Source organism: Streptomyces chilikensis (assembly GCF_001642695.1).
Taxonomy (GTDB): domain Bacteria; phylum Actinomycetota; class Actinomycetes; order Streptomycetales; family Streptomycetaceae; genus Streptomyces; species Streptomyces chilikensis.
Genome location: NZ_LWCC02000083.1, coordinates 1 through 11,546 on the forward strand (window position 1 = coordinate 1; position 11,546 = coordinate 11,546).

An 11,546-nucleotide genomic window follows, 5' to 3' on the forward strand; every position below is an offset into this window, starting at 1 on the left:
CCGCCCTCGTCCTGATCACCACCCTCACCACCACCCTCTTCCTCCGCACCCCCACCACCACCAAATAACCCCTGCTGCCAGGTGACTGCCGTGCTGGCGCGATCCGCTGACGGCCATTGCGGACTCAGAGCGCGGACGACCTCGCCATCTATCGGTTGGCACCGACGGGGCGGACGGACAGGGTGCCGGTGGAAGCCGGGCCGCGCGCCGAACGTCCGCCCCCAGGGGCCCACCCGAAAGGAGAAAACGCCGTGAACCGTACTCCGGCAGCCCGATCCGCCTCCCCACAGGACGCCGTGCGGTGGAAGGACCTGCTCGTGTCGGCCGCCGGACATCAGGTGCCGGTGCGTCTGTTCCGTCCGGCCCGGCCGTCCGGCGGCTGGCTGGTGTGGGCGCACGGCGGCAGCTGGCAGCGGGGATCGCCAGCCCAGTGGCACGAGGTCACCGCGGACCTGGCCCGCTTCTCGGGCAGCAACGTCGTCAGCGTCGCCTACCGCCTGGCCCCCGAGCACTCCCATCCGGCAGCCTTGCTGGACGTACTGGCCGCCACCGGGTGGGCGCGGCGCGAGGCGGCGCGGGAGAGCGGTGCCGCGCCGGTGGCGGTGGGCGGCGACAGCGCGGGCGCCACACTGGCGGCCGCGGCAGCCCTGGTACTCAGGGACGCCGGACAGCCACTGGCCGGGCAGTTCCTCGCCTACCCGCCGATCGACCCCGCCTGCGGCGCCCGTTCCTACCGCGCCGATCCGGACGCCTTCCCCTCCGCCGAGCAGATGCGCGCCGCATGGCGCGCCTACCGGGGCTCACAACCGGTGCGCAAGCTCAGCGGCCCGAACGTCTTGTACTCCACCCCGCTGGAGGCCCAGGACGTCACCGGTGTGGCACCGGCGGTCCTGGCCGTCGGCGACCTGGACCCGGTGGCGGACGACGTCCGCGCCTATGCCCACATCCTGCGGCAGGCCGGCGTGGAGACGTCCCTGCGGTTCTTCCCCCGCACGCCGCACGCCGCCCTGCTCATACCGGCCCCGCAAGGACCTGACCAGCCGCATCCGATGCGCCAGTGGCTGGGCCGGATGCTCGCCGCCCGCTTCCGCACGGTGAAAACGACCAACCCCTACACCTACCCGTACCAGGAGGACAAGTGACGACGACGAAGAATCCCCCGCACGTCCCCGAGGACACCGCGCACCTGCACGCGCTGGGCCGCCACTTCGGGGACCTGCGGGACGGCACCCACGGCGACGCCGTCTCCCGGCAGGCCAAGGAGCGGCTGTTCCACGAGGCCGTCGCTCTGCTCGACCCCTACGCGCTCCAGGTGCTGCGCGAATTCGACCGCGCGATGCTCAACAGCACCGGGACCCTTAAAGCGAGCGGGGTCACCCGCACACCCGACGCGGGCCTGGCAGCGTTGTGGACGCTGTCGTGGCCCGAGCAGGAGAAGAGCGGCATCCAGCCGATCTCGCTGATCGCGCACTACGGACGCGGTTTCCACCACCCGCACCTGCGTGGAGCGACGCTGGGGGAGTGGCCGCTGAACGTCTTCACCCCCGAGCAGGCCGCGGCCGAAGTGCCGACCTTGCGCGCCATCGCCTCGGCGGACCTGCACAACCTGGTGTTCCAGCGCGATTTCCGTATCGTGCCGGCCGTCGTCAACGGCCCGAAGGAGGCGTCGTGAGCACGGGTGAGGTGCGGCTGTCGGTCCTGGACCAGGCCCCCATCGGCGAGGGACACACCGGCGCCGACGCCCTCAAGGCGTCCCTCGAACTCGCGCGGCAGGCCGACCGGCTCGGCTTCACCCGCTTCTGGACGGCCGAGCACCATCACTCGCCCGGCTTTGCCGGGAGCGCCCCGGAGATCCTCGCCGGGGCAGTCCTCGCGGCGACCGACCGGATCCGGGTCGGCACCGGGGGAGTGCTGCTGCCGCGGTATCCGTCGCTGAAGGTCGCCGAGGTGTTCGCGGTGCTGTCCTCCCTCCACCCGGGCCGGGTCGACATGGGCATCGGCCGGGCGGGTGGTCCGTCCGCGGACTTCCCCCAGCGGCTGGAGGAACTGCGGGCGCTGCTGCGGCTGCCGGGCGCCGCCACCGCCTACCCGGCCGCGCTGTCGGTGGTGCCGCCGGTGCCGCCGGAACTGTGGCTGCTGGGTGCGAGCAGCGACTCGGGCGCCGCGGCTGGCCGGATGGGCGTGGGCTACGCCTTCGCCCACTTCCTGGTGCCCGGACCCAGTGCCCGCGCACTGGACGCCTACCGCACCGAGCACGCCGCCTCCACGGGCGGGCCGGGCCACGGTGGAGTGCTGGCCGTGCGGGCCGTGGTGGCCGACACCCGGGCGAAGGCCGACGAACTGGCCGCCTCGGTGCTGCTGTGGCGTGCGCGCAAGGATTTGGGCGACGACCGGCCGCTACCGTCGCCGCAGACCGTGCGCCGGCACCGCTGGAGCGGCACACAGACGCAAAGAGCGGCGCACCACCGGCAGGCGCTCCTCTACGGCACCGTGGAGGATGTGGCGCCCAGGCTGCGCGAGCTCGCCCGGGCCAACGGGGTGCGGGAGATCATGGTGAACACCCTGACGCACGATCCGGCCGACCGGATCCGCTCCTACCAACTGCTCGCCGAGGGGTTCGAGCTGTCGACCGCGCCGGTGGACAGGGCCGCCGCCTCGGTCGGCTGACAAGTCCCGGCAGATGACGGCGAGGCCCGCCCCCGGCCAAGAGGGCGGGCCTCGCCGTCATCTGCCGGATGTCAGGTGAGGAAGCCGTCGATCAGCGATGCCAGCTGCTGCGGCTGCTCCAGCAGCACGTTGTGTCCGCTGTCGAGCTCCGCGTAGCGGGAGCCTGCGATGCCGGCGTGGAGTTCTCTGGCGTGGTGGACGGGGATCACCTGGTCGCGGCTGGCGCCGACGACGAGGGTCGGGGCCTTGATGCGGGGGATCCGGGAGCGGATGTCGACCGTGAGGTCCAGGTCCAGCTGCCGTCGGGCGCCCTCGGTGGGCTCCGCCGCCTCGGCGAGCGCCTGCAGCTCTTTCGGCTCCAGCCCCGCCAGGTGCTCGGGCGAGTGGGCCAGCACGGTGATGTACTGCCCGTAGGCGCGCGGGTCGGTGTCGGCCAGGCGGCGCCACAGACCGAGGGCCATCTCCTGGCGCGGGTCGTCGTTGCGGGCCCAGCCGACCACCAGGACCAGGCGCCGTACGAGTTCGGGGTGGTCTGCCGCGAGCGCTGCGGCGACCACGGCTCCCAGGGAGGCCCCGGCGACGTCCACCGCGGTGGTGGACGTCGCCCGCACGACGGCGGCCATCTGGTCGGCCAGCATCCCGATGGTGAGTTCTCCGCCGGGCGGGAGGGGGGTGTCTGCGCTTCCGGCGTAGTCGGGCAGGACCAATGTGCGGTCCTGGGACAGGAGCGGCTCCATCAGGGCGAAGTTGGACGCCGAGTCGCTGGTGGAGCCGTGGACGAGGAGCAGTCGGGGTCCCGAGCCGGTGATCCGGTAGTGGACGTCGGATCCGTGGGACGTGGGGACGACGGGCACGATGACACCTTCCATGGGGCGGTCAGACGAGGTCTTGCTCGGGGGAGGCCGGCGTCCGCTCCGGTGCGCCGCTGCGCTGGGAGGGGATCACAACCGGCACGGGCGCGGATGCGGGGCGCCGGCTCCGGCTGAAGCGACGCATGGCGGGCATCTCCACAAACCGGTAGAGCAGCCAGCCGGCGAGGAGGGAGACCGCGAAGAACAGCGCGATCACCAAGAGCGCGACCGGGGTGCTGAACGTCGCCGGCCCCAGCAGGGTGCGCAGGTAGAAGATGGTGATGCCCTGGACGAGGTAGAAGCCGAAGGAGACTTCGCCGAGCCAGACCATGGGGCGACTGCTGAGCCAGGTGCTGCGGTCGCGGACGTCGCTGTCGGCGACCGCCGCAATGAGCAGTCCGATGGGGACGATCGTGGCCGTCACGAAGGTGTACTGGAAGGGCACGAAGAAGGTGGCGCCGTAGCCGACGGCCACCAGGGCCAGCGAGAGGCCGATGCCCAGTTGGCGGGGCCAGCGTCCGCTGAGCACCAGGCGCGCGAGGATCGCGCCGAGCACGAATTCGAAGAGGCGGCCGGGCGGGAAGAGGTAGCCGAACCAAAACTGCATGTCGGATATCGGAGTGATCGCCGACTTGGGCGTGTCGGGCACGAGGTGCGTCGAGACGAGCTGGACGACAATCGTCCCGGCGACCATGAGGGCCGCCCACACCCACAGACCCGCGCCGCGGATCTTCCGGATCGGGATGATCAACAGGGGGAAGAGCAGGTAGAAGAGCAGTTCGCTGCCGAGGGACCAGCTCGGCGGGTTGAGGCTGAGGTTGATGAGCGGCTGCGGGAAGAACGTGTGGATCAGCAGGAGGTTCGGCAGCCAGTGGGAGACGCTCGTGATGGCGGCGCCCGCGAACAGGACGACGACGGCGGCGGAGACCACCAGGTGGTTGGGGAAGATCTTGGTGATGCGACGGCGCCAGAACGCGGTCATGCGTTCGCCCGGCTTGGCGGACCAGGCCAGCACGAAACCGGAAAGGACGAAGAAGAACGACACACCCATGTAGCCGGTGGAGACGAACGCCTTCTCGTACAGGGCGGCCAGCGTATTGTCAGCGAACGGGTTGATGGGCGCGTTGGGCGGGATGGGGCTGTTCGACAGGGACGAGTGGAAGAAGAACACCAGCAGGGCGGCGAAGAATCTCAGTCCGGTCAGCGAGGGGAGCTTGGAGAGCTTGGCCCTGGCGGGGGCGGCGCCCTGTGGCGTGGGAGCAGAGGACATGGCGGGCACTTTCGAATCGAGGCGGTGCTGCCCGGCCTGCAACTCGCCGGCAGGCCGGGCAGCGGGGTCGGCGGGGCAGGGGCGGGGCTACCGGGCGTCGCCGTGCGGGATCTGGTTGCGGTAGAGCATGATCTTGGCGTCCTTGGCCACGTAGTAGTTCTGCACGGAGTAGGCGATGGTCGCGAAGTCCAGGCGGCCGTCCCCGTTGAAGTCGGCGGTGGCGATCCGGGCGACGGACTCGTCACCGATGCGCCACTTGGCCCATACGCCGCCGGCCAGGTCGATGGCCTTGTAGTACATGACGCCCTGCCAGGGCCACGGCCCGCGCAGGGCCACGAGGAACTCGTCCTCGCCGTCGCCGTCGAAGTCGGCGCACACGATCTGGTGGCCGGGGCCCTCGCCGCTGTCGTTGGGGTCGCCGTAGACGTCCAGCAGCGTGCGCTCCCAGACGTCGTTGCCGTCCCCGTCGACGTCGCCGGTCTTGGTGTACACGGCCACGGTGTTGCCGTGGAAGGGCTCGATCGCGGCGACGTACGCCATCGGGTCGTCGCCGACACGGCCGGCGTTGACGTCCCCGCTGCCGCGGAACCCGGTCTGCTCGAACTGGGTGAGCTCACCAGTGCCGATCAGACGGCGGACCCATTCCTTGCGCGTCTCGTCGTAGTACAGCCAGGTGACGCCCTCGTCGGAGGCGAACAGCAGCGAGTCCAGGTCCGATCCCGGTATCAGGCCGGCCTTCTTCTCGGCTCCGTGGATCATGCGGAAGTGGCTGTCGTCGATGGTCTCCATCGGCCACTCGTCGGCGTTGTGGACGTCGTCGGGCTGGGTGAAGATCACCACGGGCAGCACCGCGTGGACGTCCGCCTCCGCCACGATCGGGACGCCGACGATCTGCAGGCGGTCACTGCGGGTGAAGTGGCCGACCCTCAGCCGGTGCATGCCGGTGGCCCGGCCCACGTAGTGGCGCTTCCAGCGGGACTCGTCCTTGTCCGGACTGCCCGGATTCTCCAGCCAGTCGATCTTTCCGCCGGCCGGATCCGGATCGTGGATGGTGCCGATCGGGCCGTACAGCTCGTAGCAGACGACCACGTCGGGGTGGCCGTTGCCGCTGATGTCGGCGAAGTCGGCGCCCACCGGCATCCTGAAACCGTCGGCGATCAGGCGACGGGTCCACTTCTCGTCGTTGTGGTACCAGTAGATCTCGCCCAGACGCAGGCCGTAGCCGAACAGGTCCGGCTTGCCGTCCTGGTCGATGTCCGGGGCCTCCAGCCAGTAGCCGTCGCGCAGCTGTTCGGCGACGACCTCGGCGGTGAAGGCCGGCGCGACAGGCTTGCCCTGGCGGTCGGTGGCGGCGTTGTCGCTCATGAGGGGTCCTCTCGAAGGTTCGGGGTCAGACGGCGGGGCGGTGGTACTCGACGGCGAGCCATACGCAGTCGGTGTCGGCGCGGTACTGGTGCCACGGGTAGAGGTAGCCGCCGTCCGGAGCAGTTCGGCAGAAGGGCTGTGGCGTGGTGTAACCGGGCGCCATCGGGATGTCCTGGTACAAGGTGGCGTGGTCGCGGCTGTGGAACTTCTGCATCCGGCCCACGCCCGTGATCTGGGTGTGGACCTCGATGAAGTCGTGCTGGTTGTGGATCGCGCAGTCCGTGCCGGCCGGCGCGAACCAAAGGTTGACCCACAGGTCGTAGGCCTCCTCCCGGCCACGCTCGGAGCGCTCCCCGAGCAGGTGCGGGGCGTCGAGACGGACGGTGCCCGCCGCCGCCCGGGGCCCCCTCCACAGCGGCGTTTCCGGAGGGAAACCTCCATCGCCGGTCGTCTCCTCGGGCGGCAGGAGGTCCGCCAGCAGGTGCCAGCCGGGTGCGCGGATCACCTCGGCGGCGGGCACGTCGGCGAGGTCGACGACGATCACGGACGGAGCACTCACGATCTCCGTGCCGACGACGATGGTCGACGTCAGGCCGGGGATCGTCACGGGCGGCTCGACGCTCAGGAGGACAGGATCGGGGTGGGGGTTGACGACGATGGCCGGCCCGGCCACCCGGTGGTGGTCGACGTTCTCGATCAGACGTGCCGGGTTCGCCGGGGCGCCCAAATCCAGCGGGCGTACCGCGTTCCGGTCCGTCAGGGGCACGGCGGTCATGAGGCGGGCTGGGACGAGTGCTGCAGGTAACTGGCGTCCCGGGCGAGCTCGGCGGCGAACTGGTCGACCGGCGTCTGCGGCACGAAGTGCGCCGGCCGCTCCCCCAGCCCGAGGAAACACGCGATCGCGGCGACCGTGCGCTCGGCGGCCCTGCCGTCGCCGTAAGGGTTGGCGGCACTCGCCATCCGCTCGTAGGCGACCGGGTCACGCAGCAGCTCCAGAGCGGCGGCGGTGATGCCTTCCGTCGTCTTCCCCACCAGCTTCGCCGTGCCCGCGACGACCGCCTCACTGCGTTCGGTCACGTCGCTGAGCACCAGAGTGGGCTTGCCCAGAGCGGGTCCCTCCTCCTGCGCCCCGCTGCTGTCGGAGACGATGAGGTCGGCCCGCTTGAGCAGCTTCATGTAACTGAGGTACGGCAGCGGGTCGGTGACGGTGATGTTCGGATGCCCGGTGAGAACCGGCAGCATGGCCTCGCGTACCGCGGGGTTACGGTGCAGTGGGACCACCACGTGCGTGCTGGGCTCGTCGGCGATCCGCCGGAACGCGGCGGCGATGTCGGCCAGCTGGGGCCAGGCGTCGCGGCGGTGGGCCGAGGCGATGACGACGCGCCGGGGGTCCTCGTCGAGGCCCCGCAGGGCGGGGTGACCGTAGTCGGTGGCGTGATCGCCCGCCCAGCGCAGAGCGTCGATGACGGTGTTGCCGGTGACCAGGATGGCCTCGTCGGCGATGCCCTCGCACAGCAGATTGGCGCGGTTGGCCGGCGTCGGCGCCAAGTGGAGGGCCGACACCTGGCCCACCAGGCGCCGGTTGCCCTCCTCCGGGAAGGGGGAGGAGAGCCGTCCGCTGCGCAGACCGGCCTCGACATGGACGACCGGTATGCCGTGGTGGAAGCCGGCCAGTGCGCCGGCGAGCGTGGTAGCCGTGTCGCCGTGGACGAGCAGGACATCCGCACCGAGGCCAGGGAGCGTGGACTCCAGACCGGTCAGGATGCGCGCCGTCACCTGGGGCAGTGTCTGCTTGGGGGCCATGACCCGCAGGTCGATGTCGGCGGCCAGACCGAATGCGTCGAGCGTCTCGTCCAGCATCTGACGGTGCTGGCCCGTCGAGATGACCACGGGCGTGAGTTCCGGATGGGCCTGCAGGGCCATGATCACGGGGGCCATCTTGATGGCCTCCGGTCTCGTTCCGATGACTAATGAAACAGTTCGCATTGTCTCCCCATCGCTGGATCCCTCATCGCCGCCAGCCTTTCTCTTTCCGGGGGCGATGTTCTGCGACAGGAGAATCGCATTTCTTTTCGGAAAGGGTCAACGCGCGCAATTGCTCACTTGTACGAAGGGAAAGAAGAACCGGCCCTGCTCCATGGGAGCAGGGCCGGCGGAACGCTCGAGCTTTTGTTTTCAGGAGGCCTTGGCGGGCGTGATGGACATCGAGTGGCGGAACACGTTCGCCGGGTCGTAGCGGCGCTTCACCCGCTGCAGCCGGGGATAGTTCCCCTTGTAGTACAGCGTCGTCCAGTGCGTCCCCGACCGGTTGTGACGGGGGTCGGTCATGTCACGGTCCGGGTAGTTGATGTAACACCCGTCCGTGGCCGAGTTGATCTCCGGCACCCCGTTGCTGGCCGCGAAGAAGTCCCCGTACAGCTCCCGGAGCCAGCCCAGGTAGAAGCCGTCGTCGTCCGGATCGCTCCAGAAGGTCTGGAAGCACATCTTGAAGGCCGACGACCGCTGGGCGTTGGCGGTGGCATCCTCCGCGACGGCGTTGACCTGACCCCCGAAGGAGAACAGAACCAGCATGGTGTCGGGATTGGTGAAGTCCGGACGGCTCATGTGCCGGTAGAGCGCCGTCAGCTGCTGGTCCGTGAAGTTCTGCCGCATGTACGCCGACTTGTGACCGCCCCGGCTGGTGGGGTTCGTGATCGTCGGGTTGTCCGTCCCCACCAGTCGGGTGGCCTGCAGCCAGGGCAGTTCCCGGGGCCGGTCCAGACCTGGCATGGCCGGCAGCTCGCCGTTGCCGCGGTCCAGCGACCGCACCCTCACGCCGGTCCCGCTGGTGACGGCCGCCATGTAGGAGTCGAGCATCTCCCGGGCGCCCGGCACGGACGCGTCGACCTGGGTGAACATCCCCAGACTGCCGTGCGCCTTGGCGGACACGTTGAACAGACTGCTCAGGTGCCGGTAGGGGCTGTCGGGAGCGCTGTGGGCCACGTGCCAGGCCCCGAAGTTGCTCACCAGCCGCTTGAAGGACCTCTCGTCCAGCCCCTCCCATGGAATGTCGACGGCACTCACCAGAACCTTCGCCGGAGCCTTCACCAGCAGTTCCTCCGGCTTCGAGCCCCGGGCGTCCGGCGAGCGGAACCAGTACTTGGTGACCAGGCCGAAGTTGCCGCCGCCACCACCGGTGTGCGCCCACCACAGCTCCCGGTGCGGATCGTCCGCCTCACGGGTGGCGACAATGGTGCGGGCCCGCCCGGCCTCGTCGACCACCACCACCTCCACGGCGTACAGGTGATCGACGACCAGGCCGTGGGCGCGCGACAGCAGCCCGTACCCGCCGCCGACGATGTGCCCGCCGGCCCCCACGCTGTAGCAGATGCCGCCGGGTATGGTGACGCCCCATCCCTTGAAGAGGCTCTCGTACACGCCGAGCAGCCGCGCCCCCGGTTCCACCGAGAAGGCGCGCATCTTCTCGTCGTAGCCGACGTCGTTCATCTCCGAAAAATCAAGTATCACCTCCACCTCCGGATTCGAGGTGAAATCGGCGAAACAGTGCCCGCCGCTGCGCACGGATATTTTCCGTCCGTCCCGCACGGCCTTTTCCAGCGCCCGCTCCGCGTCGGCGGACGAACGGATCATCTTCACGTAATCCGGCGTGGCGACGAAACGCTGGTTGTTCCCCGTCATCAGGGTGGGATAACGGGAATCGCCCTTCGTCACGGTGGCGCCGATGCCGGCGGCGCCCCTTTCAGGAGACGCCGCGCGCGCCTCCCCGGCCAGGAGGCCGGAGGCCACCGCGGCGCCGCCGGCGACTGCCGCGCCGCGGCCCAGGAGGGCGCGTCTGTCGATACCGCTCATGGTCGTTGACTCCTTCACTGCGTGGTCGGTCGGACACCCAGGCAGGGGTCCAGATGGGAGAGCAGATGACGCAACCGCCGGCGCCCGCGGTGAACCCGCGAACCCACCGTGCCGACGGGGATCCGGAGCATGCGGGAGACCTCCTGGTAGGAGTGGCCCTCGACGTCTGCCAGGAGCACCGCCGTCCGGTACTCCGCGGGCAGGGCGTGCAGCGCCTCCAGGACGTCGGGGCGCGCGACCCTCGCCAGGACCTGTTCCTCCGCCGAGACCGCTTGGGCGGCGCCCGCCCGTGCCGCGAGGCGAACGTGCAGGTCCTCGTCCCAGGGCCCCACGATTCGAGGGCGCACCCGTTCCCTGCGGTGGTGGGTCAGGAACGTCGTGGTCAGGATCCGGTGCAGCCAGGCACGGATGTTGGTGCCCGCCTGGTACTGGTGGAAGGAACGGAACGCCTTCATGTAGGTCTCCTGCACGAGGTCCTCGGCGCTCGTGCAGGAGGGCTCAAGACGGCGTGCAGCGGCCAGAAGGCTGGGGCGGTGCGCGAGGGCCTCCGTCTCGAATGCCTCCGCCCGGGTGTGCGGCTGCGCCGCCGGGGCGGCCGGCATACTCACAGCTGCCGCAGTGCGCCGCCGTCGACGGCCCACTCGGCGCCGGTGATCTGGGAGGCGAGGGGCGACAGCAGGTAGGCGATGACCGTGGCGACCTCCTCGGGCGTGCCGATGCGGCCGCTGGGCAGCCGCCGTTCCTCCCGGATGAAGTGGTCGACCGCCTGGTCGGGGGTGAGCTGGAAGCGCTCCGCGAGCTGCTCGGCGAAGCCTCCCGGGGCGTCGAAGAGTGCGGTGCGGGTGGGGCCGGGCGAGACGACGTTGGAGCGGACGCCGCGGCGGCCGAACTCGGCGGCCAGGGACTTGGACACCGACAGCAGGGCCGTCTTGGAGGCCGCGTAGTCGACGATGGAGGGGTCCGGGAAGCGGGCGGCCTCGCTGGCCACGTGCACGATGCTGCCGCCTCCGTTCTCGAGCAGGTGGGGCAGTGCGGTCCGGGTGACGCGGACCGCCGCGTACAGGTTCAGCTCGAACGTCTCGTGCCAGTCGGTGTCGTCCGCGGCGAGGAAGCCTTCGCGTGAGCGCAGCGCCCCGGCGTTGTTGACCAGTCCGTCCAGACGGCCGAAAAGGTCGAGGGTGTGCTGCACCGCCTCCTGCGCCGTCTGCGGCCGGGTCAGGTCGCCCGCGTGGCCGCTGATGTTGGGGTCGAGGTCGCGCAGCGGGGTGATGTCACGGGCCACCCCCACCACCTGGGCGCCTTCCTCCGCGAGCACGCGGGCGGTGGCATGCCCGATGCCGGTGGAGGCGCCGGTGACGAGATAGACCCGTCCCTTGAGCTGCAGATCCATCACTTCTCCTTTCGCCGGGCGGGGAGGCGTCGCGGCTGCTTCCCCGCCCTGGCGGATGCGGCGGTTGTCCGGTGGGGGAGCAGGGGTTATTTGGTGGTGGTGGGGGTGCGGAGGAAGAGGGTGGTGGTGAGGGTGGTGATCAGGACGAGGGCGG

Annotated in this window: 11 protein-coding genes; 3 read left to right on the forward strand and 8 right to left on the reverse strand. The window is 70.3% G+C overall.

All coding sequences use genetic code 11. The features are described 5' to 3' along the window. The first annotated feature begins 251 nt into the window (after window positions 1–251). From A2U95_RS23200 to A2U95_RS23210, 3 genes are read left to right on the forward strand one after another with little or no spacing between them, the layout of a single operon-like run. Entirely contained in the window at window positions 252–1,142 is an 891-nt protein-coding gene (locus tag A2U95_RS23200; protein WP_240957827.1) for an alpha/beta hydrolase fold domain-containing protein, read from the forward strand. Next, entirely contained in the window at window positions 1,139–1,672 is a 534-nt protein-coding gene (locus A2U95_RS23205; RefSeq protein ID WP_166026378.1) for a hypothetical protein, read from the forward strand. Before A2U95_RS23200 ends, A2U95_RS23205 begins: the two co-directional genes overlap by 4 nt. Continuing rightward, window positions 1,669–2,667 (forward strand): MsnO8 family LLM class oxidoreductase, encoded by a 999-nt coding sequence (locus A2U95_RS23210; RefSeq protein WP_166026380.1) that lies wholly within the window; start codon window positions 1,669–1,671, stop codon window positions 2,665–2,667. The genes A2U95_RS23205 and A2U95_RS23210 overlap by 4 nt, the downstream gene beginning before the upstream one ends. A gap of 71 nt (window positions 2,668–2,738) precedes the next feature. On the opposite strand, the gene A2U95_RS23215 is transcribed toward A2U95_RS23210, so the two are convergent. The 8 genes from A2U95_RS23215 to A2U95_RS23250 all read right to left on the reverse strand — a co-directional run bounded on the left by A2U95_RS23215 (window position 2,739) and on the right by A2U95_RS23250 (window position 11,392). Beyond that, complete coding sequence (locus A2U95_RS23215) at window positions 2,739–3,521, reverse strand: alpha/beta fold hydrolase (RefSeq protein WP_240957830.1); 783 nt, start codon at window positions 3,519–3,521, stop codon at window positions 2,739–2,741. Window positions 3,522–3,543: 22 nt separating this feature from the next. Continuing rightward, window positions 3,544–4,788 (reverse strand): acyltransferase family protein, encoded by a 1,245-nt coding sequence (locus tag A2U95_RS23220; protein WP_166026384.1) that lies wholly within the window; start codon window positions 4,786–4,788, stop codon window positions 3,544–3,546. Between the two features lie 87 nt (window positions 4,789–4,875). After that, window positions 4,876–6,153 (reverse strand): FG-GAP repeat domain-containing protein, encoded by a 1,278-nt coding sequence (locus A2U95_RS23225; RefSeq protein WP_166026386.1) that lies wholly within the window; start codon window positions 6,151–6,153, stop codon window positions 4,876–4,878. Between the two features lie 25 nt (window positions 6,154–6,178). Next, entirely contained in the window at window positions 6,179–6,928 is a 750-nt protein-coding gene (locus A2U95_RS23230) for a hypothetical protein (RefSeq protein WP_240957833.1), read from the reverse strand. Then, complete coding sequence (gene wecB / locus A2U95_RS23235) at window positions 6,925–8,139, reverse strand: non-hydrolyzing UDP-N-acetylglucosamine 2-epimerase (protein ID WP_166026388.1); 1,215 nt, start codon at window positions 8,137–8,139, stop codon at window positions 6,925–6,927. Before wecB ends, A2U95_RS23230 begins: the two co-directional genes overlap by 4 nt. A gap of 189 nt (window positions 8,140–8,328) precedes the next feature. Continuing rightward, entirely contained in the window at window positions 8,329–10,002 is a 1,674-nt protein-coding gene (locus A2U95_RS23240; RefSeq protein ID WP_166026390.1) for an FAD-binding oxidoreductase, read from the reverse strand. Window positions 10,003–10,016: 14 nt separating this feature from the next. Continuing rightward, window positions 10,017–10,604: a sigma-70 family RNA polymerase sigma factor gene (locus A2U95_RS23245; protein WP_166026398.1), complete on the reverse strand. Its 588-nt coding sequence runs from the start codon at window positions 10,602–10,604 to the stop codon at window positions 10,017–10,019. Between the two features lie 2 nt (window positions 10,605–10,606). Beyond that, the gene (locus A2U95_RS23250) at window positions 10,607–11,392 is read right to left on the reverse strand and encodes an SDR family NAD(P)-dependent oxidoreductase (protein WP_166026392.1); all 786 of its coding nucleotides are present in this window, start codon (window positions 11,390–11,392) and stop codon (window positions 10,607–10,609) included. Window positions 11,393–11,546 lie beyond the last annotated feature (154 nt).

Excerpts from the sequence above, each read along its gene's own strand:
- A2U95_RS23230 (WP_240957833.1), bottom strand. The coding sequence starts at position 6,928 with ATGACCGCCGTGCCCCTGACGGACCGGAACGCGGTACGCCCGCTGGAT.
- A2U95_RS23220 (WP_166026384.1), bottom strand. The coding sequence starts at position 4,788 with ATGTCCTCTGCTCCCACGCCACAGGGCGCCGCCCCCGCCAGGGCCAAG.
- A2U95_RS23250 (WP_166026392.1), bottom strand. The coding sequence starts at position 11,392 with ATGGATCTGCAGCTCAAGGGACGGGTCTATCTCGTCACCGGCGCCTCC.
- wecB (WP_166026388.1), bottom strand. The coding sequence starts at position 8,139 with ATGCGAACTGTTTCATTAGTCATCGGAACGAGACCGGAGGCCATCAAG.
- A2U95_RS23225 (WP_166026386.1), bottom strand. The coding sequence starts at position 6,153 with ATGAGCGACAACGCCGCCACCGACCGCCAGGGCAAGCCTGTCGCGCCG.
- A2U95_RS23240 (WP_166026390.1), bottom strand. The coding sequence starts at position 10,002 with ATGAGCGGTATCGACAGACGCGCCCTCCTGGGCCGCGGCGCGGCAGTC.
- A2U95_RS23245 (WP_166026398.1), bottom strand. The coding sequence starts at position 10,604 with ATGCCGGCCGCCCCGGCGGCGCAGCCGCACACCCGGGCGGAGGCATTC.